13 protein-coding genes are annotated in these 15,477 nt (G+C 51.5%); 8 read left to right on the plus strand and 5 right to left on the minus strand.

Translation table 11 applies throughout. The annotated features are described in order from the left end of the window. The first annotated feature begins 180 nt into the window (after nucleotides 1-180). Nucleotides 181-2,166, plus strand: a complete 1,986-nt coding sequence (locus EYC98_RS07215; protein WP_279244643.1) for a neutral/alkaline non-lysosomal ceramidase N-terminal domain-containing protein — start codon at nucleotides 181-183, stop codon at nucleotides 2,164-2,166. A gap of 108 nt (nucleotides 2,167-2,274) precedes the next feature. Continuing rightward, a complete protein-coding gene (locus tag EYC98_RS07220; RefSeq protein WP_279244644.1) occupies nucleotides 2,275-3,243 on the plus strand; it encodes an MBL fold metallo-hydrolase in 969 nt (322 codons plus the stop codon). 17 nt (nucleotides 3,244-3,260) lie between these two features. Here the strand turns inward: EYC98_RS07220 and EYC98_RS07225 are convergent, their stop codons facing one another. Beyond that, nucleotides 3,261-4,214, minus strand: a complete 954-nt coding sequence (locus EYC98_RS07225; RefSeq protein ID WP_279244645.1) for an alpha/beta fold hydrolase — start codon at nucleotides 4,212-4,214, stop codon at nucleotides 3,261-3,263. Nucleotides 4,215-4,422: 208 nt separating this feature from the next. Between EYC98_RS07225 and EYC98_RS07230 the strand changes: the two genes are divergently transcribed. Continuing rightward, nucleotides 4,423-5,448 carry an alpha/beta fold hydrolase gene (locus tag EYC98_RS07230; RefSeq protein WP_279244646.1) on the plus strand — a complete coding sequence of 342 codons (1,026 nt, stop codon included), beginning with the start codon at nucleotides 4,423-4,425 and terminating at the stop codon, nucleotides 5,446-5,448. 295 nt (nucleotides 5,449-5,743) lie between these two features. Beyond that, nucleotides 5,744-6,316 (plus strand): lipid-binding SYLF domain-containing protein, encoded by a 573-nt coding sequence (locus EYC98_RS07235; protein ID WP_279244647.1) that lies wholly within the window; start codon nucleotides 5,744-5,746, stop codon nucleotides 6,314-6,316. 59 nt (nucleotides 6,317-6,375) lie between these two features. Here the strand turns inward: EYC98_RS07235 and EYC98_RS07240 are convergent, their stop codons facing one another. Both EYC98_RS07240 and EYC98_RS07245 read right to left on the minus strand, forming a co-directional pair. Next, a complete protein-coding gene (locus EYC98_RS07240; RefSeq protein ID WP_279244648.1) occupies nucleotides 6,376-8,139 on the minus strand; it encodes a mechanosensitive ion channel family protein in 1,764 nt (587 codons plus the stop codon). 118 nt (nucleotides 8,140-8,257) lie between these two features. Further along, entirely contained in the window at nucleotides 8,258-8,731 is a 474-nt protein-coding gene (locus tag EYC98_RS07245; RefSeq protein WP_420887170.1) for a rhomboid family intramembrane serine protease, read from the minus strand. A 612-nt stretch (nucleotides 8,732-9,343) separates the two neighbouring features. Here EYC98_RS07245 and EYC98_RS07250 point away from each other — a divergent pair. The 4 genes from EYC98_RS07250 (at nucleotide 9,344) to EYC98_RS07265 (ending at nucleotide 12,576) form a co-directional block, all read left to right on the plus strand. Continuing rightward, nucleotides 9,344-9,943 (plus strand): TetR/AcrR family transcriptional regulator, encoded by a 600-nt coding sequence (locus EYC98_RS07250; protein WP_279244650.1) that lies wholly within the window; start codon nucleotides 9,344-9,346, stop codon nucleotides 9,941-9,943. A gap of 19 nt (nucleotides 9,944-9,962) precedes the next feature. After that, the gene (locus tag EYC98_RS07255) at nucleotides 9,963-10,838 is read left to right on the plus strand and encodes an SDR family NAD(P)-dependent oxidoreductase (protein ID WP_279244651.1); all 876 of its coding nucleotides are present in this window, start codon (nucleotides 9,963-9,965) and stop codon (nucleotides 10,836-10,838) included. A 53-nt stretch (nucleotides 10,839-10,891) separates the two neighbouring features. Beyond that, on the plus strand, nucleotides 10,892-11,383 hold the full coding sequence (locus EYC98_RS07260; RefSeq protein ID WP_279244652.1) for a hypothetical protein: 492 nt from the start codon (nucleotides 10,892-10,894) through the stop codon (nucleotides 11,381-11,383). A gap of 128 nt (nucleotides 11,384-11,511) precedes the next feature. Further along, complete coding sequence (locus EYC98_RS07265; protein WP_279244653.1) at nucleotides 11,512-12,576, plus strand: alpha/beta fold hydrolase; 1,065 nt, start codon at nucleotides 11,512-11,514, stop codon at nucleotides 12,574-12,576. A 102-nt stretch (nucleotides 12,577-12,678) separates the two neighbouring features. Here the strand turns inward: EYC98_RS07265 and EYC98_RS07270 are convergent, their stop codons facing one another. Then, on the minus strand, nucleotides 12,679-14,628 hold the full coding sequence (locus EYC98_RS07270) for a sulfotransferase (RefSeq protein WP_279244654.1): 1,950 nt from the start codon (nucleotides 14,626-14,628) through the stop codon (nucleotides 12,679-12,681). A gap of 458 nt (nucleotides 14,629-15,086) precedes the next feature. Continuing rightward, nucleotides 15,087-15,476: a fumarate reductase subunit FrdD gene (gene frdD / locus EYC98_RS07275; protein WP_279244655.1), complete on the minus strand. Its 390-nt coding sequence runs from the start codon at nucleotides 15,474-15,476 to the stop codon at nucleotides 15,087-15,089. Between the last annotated feature and the right edge of the window lies 1 nt (nucleotide 15,477).

The following is a 15,477-nucleotide window of genomic DNA, read 5'->3' on the forward strand; positions in this document are numbered from 1 at the left end:
AGGGATTGCTGAAGCCAAATCACGTACTGTTATTGCGGCGGCTATCTTGCTATTAATAGTGCCTACTTGCTACCAAGGTCTACCACTATGTCAGTTGTATTGGGATTGAGAAAAGCCCCTATCGGGGCCACTCGGCGAGTCCATCTGTGCCTGGCTTGTATCACTTTGGTTTGTGTAAACATGTTCTCAGGGGCACAGCTGTTTGCAGATGACGCTGCGACGCAAGGCATGCAGCACTATTTAATTGGCCGTGGTATGGCTGATGTCACCGGCCCCGCCGTCGGCGTGCAACTTTGGGGGTTCGGTCGTCCCGACCAAATAGGCGAGGGCATTCATATCCGCCAACGATCGCGGGCTTTTGTCATTGCCGAGGTCAACAACCCCGGTAATCGCTTGGCGTATGTTAGTGCAGACATTGGCAGTATTGACCACCATATTGCTCTGGAGGTGATCGAGCGGCTTCGCGCCAAAGTTGGTGAGGCCTACAGTCTGGAGAACGTCATCATTACCGCCACTCATACCCACTCGGGACCGGGAGGTTACTGGCAGCCACGCTCTGATTCCGGGCTTGACGGAGGACTTTATCCTGAGCACTTCGAGGCTATAGTTGCCGGTATAACTGACTCGATAATCAAGGCCGATGCTGACTTGCAGCCGGGCAAGATAATGATCAACACTGGTGAGGTTAGCAATGCTGGCGTTAACCGGTCGAACATTGCCTATCTTGAAAACCCGCTGGAGGAGCGCCAACGTTTCTCGGCCAACACCAATACAACTATGACGCTATTGAAGTTTGTTGATGATAGCGGCGCTATTGGCACGCTCAACTGGTATGCGCTGCATCCAACAGCGATGAACTATTACAACCGACTGGTTTCAGGTGATCACAAGGGCTATGCCTCTCTGAAAATGGAACGGCAGCGGGGCACTACCTATCAATCTGGAGATGATTTTGTAGCGGCTTTTGCTCAATCAGACCCAGGGGATGTAACTCCCAACACCAATCTTGACAACACCGGTCCCGGGGCTACCGATGTTGAAACCACGAAAATTATGGGAGAGCGACAGTTGCAGGTAGCGCAACGCCTGTTTGATGCAGCCAGCACGCCCTTGATAGGGCCGATTGACTCACGTCAGATCTATGTGGATTTCAGTAACTTGGAAGTAGCTGACAGATTTACCGGAGCAGGTGTTCAGCACACCTGCCCCTCGGCCTATGGCTATTCTTTTGCCGGGGGTTCCACCGAAGATGGTGGTGCGCATTTTCTGTTTGAAGAAGGCATGACCGAGCAAAAGGCCTGGTTGGACTGGCTGATTCGCGCGGTGACAGGTGCCCCCAAATGGACTCAAGCGGTGAAAGACTGCCAGCGACCCAAGCCCATCCTCTTTGAATCGGGTACCGGAAACCCGCCCATGCAGTCCCAGATACACACGGTAACCATTGCCCGCATCGGTCAGTTAGTCATTCTTGCGTTGCCTGCAGAGGTAACGACAATGTCCGGTCGACGTCTAAGAGAGACCGTGTTGGCAGAGCTGGGTGACTGGGCGCAGTACTATCAACTGGCTGGCTATGCCAATGGTTATGGTGGCTATGTGACAACGCCGGAGGAGTATCAACTGCAGCAGTACGAAGCTGCGCACACCCTGCACGGGCAGTGGAGTTTGCCCGCCTATCAGCAAGTTGCTAGCGAGTTGGCTCAGGCACTGGATGCAGGCTCGCCCCTAGATTCAGCATTGGAATATGACGACTGGCGTGGAAAGTCGCTCGGACAGCCTCTGCCGATGGGTACTGCGCTCAATGACAAGGCTGGCACGCGTCTTGGGCAGACTAAATCACTGAGTGACGTTAAGGCTTCTGCTGGGGATACCGTGCTCGTAGAGTTCTGGTCAGCAAATCCGACGGCAGCTTATGGGGCAGTGGACAACTTTATGGTGGTTGAGTTCAAGACTCCCAATGGCTGGCTACCGGTAGCACATGACGGTGATTGGAGTACCCGTATTAGCTGGAGCAAGAAGGCTGGTGGCTATCTCGCCCATGTTTCCTGGCAAGTATCAGATGAGGTGAGAGCCGGGACTTATCGTCTTGTTCACTTTGGATACGACCCAATCCATGGACATTTTTCGGGACGCTCCGATGAGGTTCAGGTTAGCCGGATTCAGCCTTGAGAGTATTGTCTATAATTGTCAGAGTTTAGTCGGGTTACTGTGCCGCTGTATACGTAGCGCGACGCCCTGTATATGCTTACCTGAAGTCCGTAGCAATGGAATTAACTGATGAATAGAATACTGCTAACAATAATACTTTTAACGGCAAGCTTTCCCGGTTTCAGCCACGATGTTCCTGCACCGCCTAAACCGCTGGCATTGGATGATCTGATGAGTGCGTTCGGTTGGGACATGTCAAAAACAGAGATCACGACTGAGAAGGTTAGTGACAACCTCTATGTCTTGTTTGGGCTGGGCGGCAATATCGCGGTCAGTGTTGGCGACGATGGTGTGCTGGTTGTGGATGATCAGTTTCCCCAATTAATGCCAAAAATAAAGGCTGCGATTGGCAAGGTTGCCGCCAAGAAAGATGGCAATGACGTGGACTTCGTTATTAATACCCATTGGCATTTTGATCACGCTGAAGGCAACCTCACACTGGGGCCTGAAGGAACCTGGGTGGTCGCTCAGACGAACTCCAGAGAGATGATGAAAAACGATCACCTGATTAATCTGGTTAGCGCCTCTTACGAGCAGAAAGCGTATCCCGAAGACGCCTGGCCTGCGATTACCTACGACGACACCATGCACTTCCACTTTAATGGCGAAGATATCGACTTGCTCCACTTTGGCCCGGCACATACGACCGGTGATACCGCGATCATCTTCCAGAGCTCAAATGCGGTTCATCTTGGGGATGTCTTCAACAATGCGGGATACCCCTTTATCGACGCTGGTAACGGCGGGACACTGGATGGCGTGATCAAATTCTGCTCTGAAACGCTGAAGCTGATTAATGAAGACACGACGGTTATTCCTGGTCACGGGCCGATAACAGACTACCAGGCATTGTCAGATTATATTGCCATGTTGACGACAATTCGCGAGCGTATGATGACGTTGATAGCAGCGGGGGCTACGCTTGAAGATGTCGTGGCTGCCAATGTCACGCAAGACTGGGATAAAAAGAACGGCGATAGCTCAGGTTTTGTAAACCGTTCTTATATGAGTCTTACCCATAAGATTGTTGATCGCTAGTGACTGCGAGATAGTGCTTACATAGCAAGAATAGTCATCAGCACACTGGCGAAAGCCACTGGCTGATCAAGCATCAGATGGTGCCTGGCATCTGGGATGGCGATCATTGGTATATGGCCGCCACCGCACTCGCGAACATAGTCAGCAGAATCTGCATCGAATAAGGCGCTTTGCTCGCCGTAAACAATCACTAACGAACCAGGTGCGCTGGCGATTCGCTTACCTTGGCCCAGTAAGCGCTCATGCAAATCATTGCTGTGTTCGAAGACGCTGGGGTGGAACTTCCAGGACCAACCGCCCTCAACCTCTTGCAGAGAGTGGTAGGCCATGTAGTCAAATAGATACGCTTCGTTTACCTTTTGCGGCGGCGACAAGACAAAGCGGCCTTTGGCAGTTTCATAGTCCGGGTATATTTTATTCGGACGTTTAGGGTCCTGAGATCCCGGGCGTTTGTTGTTGTCGGTATGCGCCTGCAAACGCTCAGGGCGCAGGGTCATGAGATCGCAGATGACCAAGCGTGAGAAATGCTCGCCGCGCTCTTCCATGGCGGTCAAACCGATGCCTCCGCCGTAAGAATGAGCAATAATCGTCGGTTTTTGTTGGTTATCAAATAGCCCGGTTGTTGTGGCGACATCCATTAATTCCTGCAGGCGAACCTGGTCTGGATACGAGTCGCGTGTGCCGGAATCTCCCATACCTGAAAAGTCGTAGGCTACAACGTGGAACTCCTTGGCTAGCAGCGGTGCGATAAACGCGAAACACCGCGAATGTGCCAAAAAACCGTGCAGTAGCAAAATGCCAGGATTGGCTGGCTTGCCCCAGCTAAAATAGTGTACTGGACAGCCCCCCGAGTCCAGCCAGCCCTCGCTGCGCGGCATGGTAAGCGCGTCTTCAAACCACTGTGGGGTGTTGCTTGAATCGGCTGGAATCTCGACAGAGAGGTCCGGAGATTTCGCTATAGTAGTATTCATAAACAGGGGCTCAGAAAAACCAACGCAGTAGTTTACAGTAAAGTGATGCGATATAGACCTCATCTGCGTGCGACCAGGTTAATGTTTGATCATTCTCGATAAACCAGCGTTCCAGTGGCAAGTGCTACCGTGGGAGACCTCATAGAAGTACAAAAGTGCCAATAGCTGCTATGATTTCACGAGACGAAAACGATGAGAATCGCACTGAATGGAATTTCTTGCTGCTATCGGTAGTTGGATATCAGAGCACGAGTCAATGCTGAGTGGCGCGGCGGCCATCATCGTATTGTTCGGTGTGTTGATTTCTGGACTGAATTTTCTGCTGAGGCGGCTGGCGAATTCCAGGAAGCGCGCCGAGGCTGATCTTGAAGTTAAACACGATAAGAAAATTTCCCTCGCTGATCTAAGTGCTCCTGCGCCATATCCGATTAATCACGCCCAGAGCGATGGTTTGCGGATAGCCTATGCCCAGTTTGGCCAAGGTTCTCATAATATTCTTATCGCGCCGGGCATCATCTCGCACCTGAATATAATGTCCAACTTGCCGCCATTTCGCGAAACCGCTGCGGCGTTGGCCAGCTTCGCCAATATAGTAACGTTCGATAAGCGCGGCCAGGGGTTATCAGATCCCAGTCTCACTGTGCCCAGCCTGACTGAGCGAGTGCATGATATTGAAGCCGTGCTGGACGCCGCCGGGATGGATAAGGTGATTCTCTATGGCGTATCGGAAGGTGGCCCTATGTGCGTCAAGTTTGCACTCGACCACCCCGAGCGGGTGCAAGGCCTGATTTTGGTGGGCACCACCGCCCGTTGGTTGCAGGGGGCGGATTTTCCCAGCGGCATACAAGAGCGTGCACTTGACGCCATGGTGCCCGCCTGGGGTACAGCCAAGCTAAGGCGAATCTTCTTTCCCAGTATACCGCCGGAGACAATGAGCGACGAAACTTATAAAAGCTTTGAGCAGCTCGTTGCAACACGCAGCTCCGTCAAACAGTTGGTAGAGTTTATGAAAGAGACTGATGTTCGAGAACTTTTGCCGCAACTGCGGTGCCCTACGCTGGTTATCCATTTCGCCGGGGACATGGCTATCCCAGTGAGACTCGGTCGAGCTATGGCAGATGCGATACCCAATGCGGAATTTCTAGAGCTGCCTGGCACTGATCACGCCGACTTATCTTCTTCGCCTGCGGGCATTGAAAGGATTAAGCAGTTTACCGAGAGCCTCCAGATATAGGCATCGTTCTATTACTACTGCTCACATATAGCACTCAAGCTCACCCCAGTGCGAGTTAGACGTCCCCAGGGGCGGGTTCCATGCAGTCGCCCCAGCAACCAATCTATCTAACGCGCAAAGGTATTTGTGGTCTTATGGTTCAGAAATACCTGCGAGAACTCTCGTCGCGCGCTCAAGTTTCCGTTTGCACGATAGCCGTTGCGGGCACTTTCGCTTGATGCGATGAGACTATTAGGTGTGAATAATGGAAGGCGATGTACTATCCTGCATTAAATCAATTCTAAAGGAACGTCCTATGAAGTCTTTGGTAACTATTGTTTTGTCTGCTTTGTTAATCGCTATGCCAGTGACGAGTTATGCACTGTTCGGTAAGGATGACCCGGATAAGGAGCGCAAGGAGTTGCAGGAGGCCAGACAGTCCGCGCTCGACAAGCTTTACGAGGAGAAACCGTCTGCACGTCAGGAAATCAAAGGTGCCAAAGGCTATGCAGTATTTTCCAGCTTTGGTATGAACTTGTTTCTGATTTCTACTGAGCGTGGCAGTGGCATACTGCGCGATAATCGCAACGGCAAAGACATCTATATGAAGATGTTCTCCGGCGGCGGCGGCATTGGTATGGGTGTGAAGGATTTTAACGCCGTGTTTATCTTTCACACTGTTGCCGCCATGGAAGATTTTCGCGCTGGCGGCTGGGATTTCGCCGGGAAGGCAGACGCCGGTGCTGAATCCGGCGGCAAAGGCGCAGGTGTAGAAGCAGCGGCCACGGTTGTACCGGGCACTACGATTTATCAGCTCACCGATGCAGGTGTTGCGTTGCAGGCAACTTTGCAAGGCACCAAGTTCTGGGAAGATGATGACTTGAACTAAGGTCTGCAGTGGTTAGAGCGGATTGCGCACGCCGTCCGTTAGTGTCAGGTCAGGGGCTGTCACGAATTACTCTCCTGACCTGTTGCCGAGCTCTGGACCGTGTGAATGTGCACATCGCGCTGCGGAAAAGGTATGCTGATGCCCTCGGCGTCAAAACGTAGCTTAACAGTGCGTATCAAGTCCCAGTAGACATCCCAGTAGTCATCGGTCGTGGTCCAGGCCCGAATGATAAAGTTTACCGATGAATCTCCCAGCTCGTGCAGGCGGATAAGTGCTTCCGGCTCCTTCAAGATCATAGCGTTTGAGCTTACTATTTCTTCCAGCACACGCTCGGTTTGCTCGATGTCATCACTGTAGGAAACACCAAAAGTCAAATCCACCCTGCGCGTAGACTGCTTGGTAACATTGCGTATCACGTCGCCCCATATCTTATTATTGGGCACTACAATTGTCTGGTTATCCAATGTCATGATCGTGGTATTGACCAGGCTCATCTGCGCTACCTTTCCGAATACGGTCCCGGCTTCTACAAGATCACCTACATCGAAAGGACGGTAGAGTAGGATCATCATTCCTGAGGCGAAATTAGACAGGGTGTCTTGCAGGGCAAAGCCGATAACGAAGCCCGCTACGCCCAGGCCAGCCAGCAGCGGTCCAAGCGTAATGCCAACCTGCGAGAGGGCGATAAGAATACCCAGCACCATAATGGAATTGCTGGCTATGGAAACAATCATTCGCCGCAACAACTCAGATAGATTTAGCTGTGATTTGAGTAAGCTGTGCGTCACCAAACGCTCGACCAAGTTGGCCAACTTACGGGCAATGAACACGATCACTATGAACAGGAATAGATTAAATAGCAGGGAAGGCGCTTGATCTGACAAGGCTTCGACCGCGCCGCTCCACCAGCTGGCCAGTAAGCCAATCACCACGGAGGGCTTGAGGACATCGGTGGTGATTTCGCCAGTGGACTGAAGCACCAGGGCGCGATACTGGGTAGTATCCAATTCCAGAGTATCCATCATAACAATGACCGCCTCCAAAGCAGCAGCCATGCTAGCTACCCGCCCTTCGGCCAATTGCAATTTCGCGCTCAGCTCTGTGTCACCGGGCAAAACCTCAACGCCTGCCTTCAGAGCCACGACCTGGTCTGCTGTAGCTTCCAGTAAAATGGAGTTACTCGCGGCGCGGCGTTTGACGACAGTGCGCACCGATTCCAGCCGGGCGTCTACCGCGAGCCCATAGTCTCTCGACAGTTCAATGCCGCGAATATCGGCTTCCAGCACCTGGTCCAACAGACGGACGGACCTGAACCAATGTGTGTAAGCCGCGGCCTGTTCTGCGGCCGACAAGCTCTGCTCTGGCAATTTGACCCTGGATAGCAGTGAGGCCAGGGCCTTGTCGGCAATAGCTTCATGGGCCGTTAGCAGCTCTTGGACAGCGTTGTCGAGGTCGACGTTGTCAACGCCTGATTCTTGCTGCTGCTGGGCTGCTTCCACCAAAGCGACGCCATCTTCCAGCAGGGTGCCCCAGGCTCGCGCCAGTCGCGTCTCGAGAATGGTTTTAGTGATGCCGTCGGCGCCGGCGATTCGGGATTCAAGATCCGCAATATCTGCTCGTTTTGCATCCAATGCCGCCATATCCATCGCCAGGCTCTGCGCCGCGGCTTCAACCGGTAACTGCTCGGTTGTAGCCGTCGCAAGGCCCGTTGCAAGTAGCAGTGCGACGCCCGCTAACAAGCTCAACCACACACGGCTGTGCGGATGCTGCCCGGCACTGGGGCCGATAAGAGAATATCCAGCAAAATGGTCAATTATCTTCATGTGCCGCCAACCCAAGTTTGGTGTGTCAATTAGAAGTCATCGCAGTCTACGGATATGACTCCGCTGCGTCATCAACTTTGGCTTTTTGGCGGCTGGTGTATTCCTAAATGAGCAGGGCTCAATCAGGGGGAGGGGCGCGCCACTGGTCGCCTATCACTGGATCCTCGTCTATGTTTTCGTCACTTTCTGTATTCCGTTGCCAGGAGTATTGCTTGCGTACTGGTTTGGGGTCCCAGTTGCGGAATGCGTAAGCAAGCATTGCACCGGCCATCGCTCCGAAAAAGTGAGATTCAAAAGATACTCCGGGATCGCGGGGTAAAATCGTCAGCAACATTCCGCCATACATATAGAACGCTATCATCAGCAACGCAGCTGAACGTCGGTCTCGGCGCAGAATGCCGCTGACAAACAAATAGAAGAATATCCCATGCGTCAGTCCGCTGGCGCCGAAATGGTAGCTGCTCCTGGCAAACAGCCAGACACCGGCCCCGGACAACAGCCAGATGCCTGCCAGAGCCCAGAAACGGGATTTAGGGTAGCCGTACAGCAACATCGTTCCCAAGAGCAGTAGTGGCAAGGTATTGCCTATCAAGTGTTGCCATGAGCCGTGAATGAGGGGCGCACTGGCAATGCCAATTAGTCCACTCAGGGCTCTGGGGTAAACACCCAAATCATACAGTTCTAAGCCGAGGGCAGATTCGAATAGCTTTAGTGTCCATAGCAGCGCAGCGAAAGATGCGGCGATGATAAGGCTGTTGCGTAGCGAACTGTTCGTGGGCATTCCTTATCATTGGGGGTGAAATTGCGATTTTAAAGGGGGTTGGCGATCGACCTCCTCTAATCATGCGGTTGCGCGAAATGACGGCAAGACGATTTTTTCGGGCTTGCCAAATTTGTTCATCAATCGAAGGTAGGTCATAAAAAAACCTGCCGAAGAAACGCGACTTGAGGAAACCCTGCAGTTCTTCATTGCTCTTGAACCGGGCAATCTTCCGCTTTTTGCTCGGAGCGCGTCTGCCTTACGATGCGCGCTGCGAGAGGCTGGTACTGCCCAGAGCATCCGTTCCATTTCTTGCGGCCGCTACTAGTGCCACTGCACCAGTAGTCTTTGCCATCATCGAGAGTCTTGCTGTCTATCCAGGCAAACATGGCATCAGCAAAGCGTATGTTTTACATTGTAAAATATACGCTGTAATATAAACGCATGCCAAGAAAACCGCTCTCCCAAATTGATATCGACAGCTTTCGTAGCGCCTATTGCAAAACCGCCTACGAGCTCTATCAACGCGACGACTATGAATCAGTCACTATGCGCGGAATTGCCAAGGTTATGGGCTGTAGTCCGATGATGGCTTACCGCTATTTTGAAAATAAGGAAGATGTGTTTGCTGCGCTGCGAGCCGATCTATTTCATCGCCTGGCGCAGGCTTTGGAGGAGGTGCCGCTTACTCTGGAACCGCTCGCCCGTCTGGAAGTCCTGGGGCGCGTCTATTCGAGCTTTGCACACGAGGCGCCGCACGCATATCGGCTTCTTTATGTCGTTAACATCCATCAGGCTAAAAAGTACCCGGAGACAGACAAGGCGCAAGAACGAACTCGGAAAGTGCTGTTTGAAGCGATACTGCGTGCCGTTGAGTCAGGATCTATGCAAGGCAACCCTACCTTGCTGGCTCATACATTCTGGGCCTGTATACACGGTCTGGTGTCGTTGGATCTAGCCGGACAGCTTACACAAGGGCACAGTTTTGACGAACTATTGCCAACGATGATGAAAAGTCTTTTAGCTGGTAGTCGCGGCATCTGAGTGTAGAGAGGTAAAGAAAATGAAAGAGTTTGCAGGAAAAACAGCGTTAATCAGCGGTGGTGCGGAAGGCATTGGCCTGGCGATTGCAAAGGCGCTGGGCGAGCAAGAAATGAATATTGTGCTAGCAGATATAGATGAGGGGAATCTGGAAAAAGCTGCGGCGGAGTTAGATCGGTCAGGTGTGCCCGTGCTGGCCGTAATGCTGGATGTTGCAGAAGAGGCGCAGTGGCAAAACGTGGCTGCTCAAGCCGCGGCACGTTTCGGGAAAATCCATATGCTGGTCAATAATGCGGGTGTGGGTGGCGCCGCGGGGTCAATTGAAAGTCAGAGTAGTGACACCTGGAATTGGGCCTTGAGCGTCAATCTCATGGGCGTCGTTTTTGGTGCCAAAACGATTGTGCCGCTAATTAAGGCGCACGGTGAGGGCGGCTGGGTGGTCAATGTCGGGTCGATGGCGGGGATGGGGGGCGTACCCTATAGTGGTGCCTATACCGCCACTAAATCGGCAGTGGTGGCGTTGTCTGAAAGCTGGGCCGGAGAGCTCAAAGGTCATGACATTGCAGTATCGGTACTATGCCCCGCCTTTGTGCAAACCCGTATCTACGACTCTAACCGAAACCGGCAGGCGCGCTATCAAAGTCAGCAGACTGAGGCGACTGACCCAATTGATTTTTTTGGTAAGGCGAAGGCGGCAGTGCAAAATGGAATCGACGCATCAATTGTCGGTCAGCGATTGGTTGAGGCACTTAGGGCCGGGGAGCTCTATATTTTCACCCATCCCAATTATCGACCCGTAGTTGCAAATCGCTCAAAAATGATCAACGACGCTTTTGAGCGGGCAGCTCAAAGTCCGTTATTGCAAGATATTGTTAACCAAAAATTGGAAATGCTCTGACGGCATTCTAGTCTGTCTGGCGCCCATAAACGCACTATTGGAGAGGAAACCCCATGCCTGAAATGATACTACTCGGATGGATACACACCATCATTGCGATAGCGGCTCTAATTGCCGGCTATTACACGCTGGCCGTTTACAAAGTCATAAAGCCTGATCAACTAACCGGGCGGGTTTATTTGATTTGTACATTCCTTGCTGCAGCGACGGCACTAATGATATATCAGCGCGGCGCTTTCGGGCCCGCTCATGCTTTGGCAGTGCTCACCTTGCTGGCTCTAGCGGCCGGGTTCCTTGTGACCAGGATTTCTGCGCTTTCAAAGATTGCCGACTACTTTCAGGCATTTTGCTTTTCGGGAACCTTGCTGTTTCACATGATCCCTGCCATCACCGATGGCTTGCTGCGTCTTCCCATAGGTGACCCGGTATTGACCAATCCCGAGGCGCCTCTGTTGAAGATGTTCTATCTGAGTTTTGTGGCCGTGTTTATCGTGGGGTGGATATTCCAGTGTTATTGGCTGAACAAAAACAGTGATATCGCCTAGTTATCGCGCTGGATTTAGCCCAGTGGTTTGGCTGTCTTACCTCGCACGGTAAGTAAACTTGTGCACTCTGCGCCCTCGATCTCCTGTGCCATACTGTAATCCAGCTTTTCGCTACCGAGTCTATAGGCATGAAAGTATTGGCGCGCTGGTTCGTTTACCCACTGTTGGGTTTCATTGTGTTGGTTCTCACTGTCGCCCTGAGCTATCGCAGCTACAAGCAAAGTAGCATTGAAAATGAGACTCAGATTGTTTCTCCGCGCGGTATTCAAACTCTTGAGCTGGTTGAGTTAAACGGGCTGCAACAGTGGGTTAAGATCCGTGGTCACGATACAAGTAATCCGGTACTGCTGTATTTGCACGGCGGCCCGGGGATGCCGGAGTTGCCCTTCTCACACTTGTTCGACCTCGAGATTGAAGAACATTTTACCGTGGTTCACTGGGACCAGCGTGGCTCTGGAAAGACCAGGCGCCAGGGCTTTAGCAATAAAGACCTAACGGTGCCTGTGTTCATAGATGACACGCTTGCTTTGACCAACCATCTTCGAGCCCGGTTTCAGCAAGACAAGATTTATCTGGCAGGCCACTCCTGGGGTTCTATGCTTGGAACTCTTGTGGTGCAAAGAGAACCGGAGCTATTTCACGCCTATATTGGGTTGGGGCAGCTAACAAATTTGCACGATAACGAAGTGGTATCGCTCAATTTTGTCCGCGAAGAGGCTGTTGCTGATAACAATAAAGCTGCCATAGCTGAACTTGCTGCGCTGGCTCCCCCATATACCGACGACATTGGTCAACTGCGGGTACAGCGTAAGTGGCTCTACTACTACGGTGGAGGGTTTCGCGGTCTGGGATATGCAGATATTTTTCTGGCTGTTTTTACATCCCCCGATTACTCTCTGGCTGACACTTACGCCATGTTAAAGGGCTTGGACGTGTCAGCGGTAATGTGGCCCGAAGTTGCCAGGTATAATCTGGAAGAAACGGCATTAGACTGGCAAGTGCCGGTGTATTTTTTGGCCGGAAGATACGACTACAACACTCCTTCAGAGCTTGCTGAGCGCTACTTTGAGAAGCTTAGCGCGCCGCGGAAGGCGTTCATATGGTTCGAAAAATCTGCTCACATGATGAATCTGTCCGACCCACAGTTTTATCAGGACACTATGATTAATAGAGTACTGGCTGAGACTCAGTAGCCCCAAGATCAAAGAGTGATATGCCAGTGGTGAAGAGCTACCAGAACGTTTCGAATCAACCCCATGCCAAAAGATTGCGCCACTTCCTAATAATATTGGGGCCTAGTGGAATTCATTTATTTCATTTTCTATGCTCAGGAATATTTCTTCAGCTTCAAGAATCTCCTTTTCATGTCTAAGCCACTTCTGGTTTTCCGGTGCTGTTAGTGTGTAGCGTGATTGCGGAAAACCTTGCTTCGCAAAGATTTCCATTCTAGGCCCAAAGGGTATCTCAGCGAACTGACAGAGTCCTTGAAGAGAATCGCTGGGCGATTCGATTAAGGTCTCATAGCTTATTGTGGTCCAGTCGGTTTTTGGCAGTTGAGAAAGGTCCTGCATAATTTTCTTGTTTGTCGCGGCCCATTGCCAAGCGGCAATCTCGGCTATTGATTGGCCGTGCACGTCACGCCATCCTTCCGGCAGCAATAGTGACCAATCTGGTCCGCTCCAATCGGGCAGGTTTCGGTAGGTAACAAACTTCTGTGAATTCCATGCGTCAATCATGCTGCCAATATTTGATCGTGCAGAGCGATGTAGATAAATGAATTTGGCATCAGGAAACATGGCGCGGAAAAATGCAATTCGTAAAGAATTCTTAGGAGTTTTCTCCAAGAATCGTATTGATTTAGGTTGGTACTCTTCGGGTGTTTGTTCGTAGCCAGTACCACCGGGGTTTTGAAGTCTGGCCATAAAGGCCTCCATTAACTGCGCGCCTATCTGTGGAGTATAATCGTCCTTTCCCAGCTCATTGGAGGCAAATTGTCTATTGGCGGGGTGAAGCGAGGAGATGGATTCGACTTCGCGCTGGCTCTCGTCTCCAATGGTCCATAGCCCCTTGTTTCGTTGCAATGCTTCGAAAAGCATTGTGCTGCCAGACCGCGGTGCAGCGACGATAAAAATCGGCTGTTCGAAGGCGGGTAGGCTGAACCTGGCAATGTACTCGTCAAGAGTAAGACCAGATCCAGCCTTGTTTGTATCCACGAAGCTTGTACTAGCTTGTGCTACGGTGTTTTCCGGTTTCAATGCAAGCGCGCTCCGGTCAAACCGTTGCGGCGCGGCCTCACTAGTCATGCTCGTAATCCAGGCCGCGGCCACCGTGTAGACGTCAGCGCTATTGCTGTCGAAACTGGCGTGCTTCAGCAGAGGTCTAATTTTGGCCTTAATGCGCTTAATCAGTAGCTGATAATGAGGGATATACTCAGTGAGGTCCCAATATTGCGCCCAGTAACCAGCCCAATCATGTTTGAATAACTCGATTGCCTGCATCAGGTCGACAAACAGCTTGGGCGACGACCTCTGAAACTGTCCAAGGTCGGAAAGAAGTTCGTTGCACATAGCGTTAACTTCGTCAGGAGACCTAACAGGTAGCGAGTTGAAGCGCTCTAGAGCAAAGTGATTATCGGCTGAATTCTGGCTAAATGGATAGTACTTGATGGCTTGGTGCTGCTCTTGATCTGCGCTACTGGGGTCCCATCCAGATTTTACGGTTGCCCAGAATTGCGAAGAGCCCGCCGTATCTATAACCAGATGAACTCTATCGACGCCGCTGTTGTTGTAGACGGCATGCTCTCTCCAATTATCAAAGGTCCAGGCATCTCCCGCAGCCATGTGGATATCGATATTGTCTATGGATGAAAAAATGACGTCAGGGTGAGTGATGATTGGTATGTGAATACGTAGGCGGTTTCGCCAGGCGTAATTTCCATCGCTGTGTGCTGGAACATCACAACCCGCTTTTAGACGCATTAATCTTGTGCGCCCAACTACAGTCCCAAATGCTGCCATAACCTGCTGTATATAGGGGCAACGCTCAAGCGCTGATGTTGGCTTCATCTCACCCTCGAATAAATTATTATTCTCTCCGTCGACCGAGATAAGAGGCAGCGCGGTGTTGCCGGTTTCTCTCTGGGGGTGGTATTCCCAGTCAGCTTCACCGAACTGCATTGCTTCGCCCTTCAGTCGCTCAATGTCAAAACGCAGCGGGAGTTTTAGAAATGCGGAGCTTAATCTCATCTATCTTTCTCTAGTTCAGGGAGTAACGAAGCGCCATCTAGACGGCCAAATGCTGCATACAAGCGCTTGGTTTAGTCCGGTGTCATCGCGAGCACCTTTCATATGCTCTTCGAGTGAGCAGTTCATGCAGTGGTGATAGAAATCATGATCGGACATCATATTGCGGCAGGACAGGAAACTGAAATATCTTTGAAGCGCATGGGCTCCTGTTCGGATTCTGAGGGGCCATAGATGCGTAAGGGACTGATATGCAACGGTGCTGACGCCGATTCGTTGAATACAGAAATTGAATCTGTACGCGTTAACTGTTTCATTGGCTTCCTTCCATTTTTATTGAGCTAATTCGACAGCTTTTCTCAGCGAGAAATGGTGTCGAAGAAACTCTATGTAGGCTCCCCAGACCATCGAATTTCAATGGTAAATCGGGAGTCTAGCATGCACGGATAGTGGCTGGAGGCCTAATGCCGGAGTATCCACAGGTAGAATAGCGTGGCGCAAGCCAGGCCGCTGGCGCCCCCATAGAATACTGTCAACATCAGCCAGTTGGCGCCACGCAGATGGAGGTCATGCATGCCATGATAAAGGCGATGAGCTGCATGGAAAGCAGGTAGGACAATACACACCAGGATGAACAGAGAACCCCACCAGGAGCGGCAAAATTCAAGCGCCAGAGAATAGCTAAGTATTGGGAGTTCAGCGACTCCCAGCGGTGCTATAAAGCCGGTGATCAGCACTGCGGCCGGTAGCAAAAAAGCGACAACCATGCCGCCGGCGCCAAACAGGCTCCAAACTATGGGTTCATGCGAGCGAGGATATTGACGCTGTGGTTTACTTTGTGATGATAGCATC

It is taken from the genome of Candidatus Litorirhabdus singularis, from assembly GCF_026262625.1.
GTDB lineage: Bacteria > Pseudomonadota > Gammaproteobacteria > Pseudomonadales > Halieaceae > Litorirhabdus > Litorirhabdus singularis.